General features: G+C 44.9%; 1 protein-coding gene. It reads left to right on the top strand.

All coding sequences use genetic code 11. The features are described 5' to 3' along the window. Nucleotides 1-254: magnesium chelatase domain-containing protein (locus IEX97_RS13660; RefSeq protein ID WP_308426212.1), on the top strand; the 254-nt coding region annotated here is incomplete at both ends.

Here is a 254-nt window from a genome sequence, read left to right as displayed (position 1 = left end):
AAATCACGGTCAACCTTGCCCCTGCTGACTTGCCCAAAAGCGGAAGTGGGTTTGATCTCCCCATTGCCATTGGCATATTGGCCGCCTCAGGACAAATACCTCCTGATAAGTTAGATTCGCACGAATTTATTGCTGAGCTAGCACTCAATGGCTGCCTTAGAGGTATTTCGGGCATTATTCCGATCGTTTTAGCCAGTAAACGTGAGAATCAACAATTAATTATTGCTGAGTCCAATGCAAAAGAAGCTTCTTTG

The organism is Paenalicyclobacillus cellulosilyticus, assembly GCF_014647315.1.
Taxonomy (GTDB): domain Bacteria; phylum Bacillota; class Bacilli; order Alicyclobacillales; family Alicyclobacillaceae; genus Alicyclobacillus_J; species Alicyclobacillus_J cellulosilyticus.
Note: the sequence above shows the minus strand (reverse complement) of the source record. Positions and strands in the feature narration are given on the sequence as shown.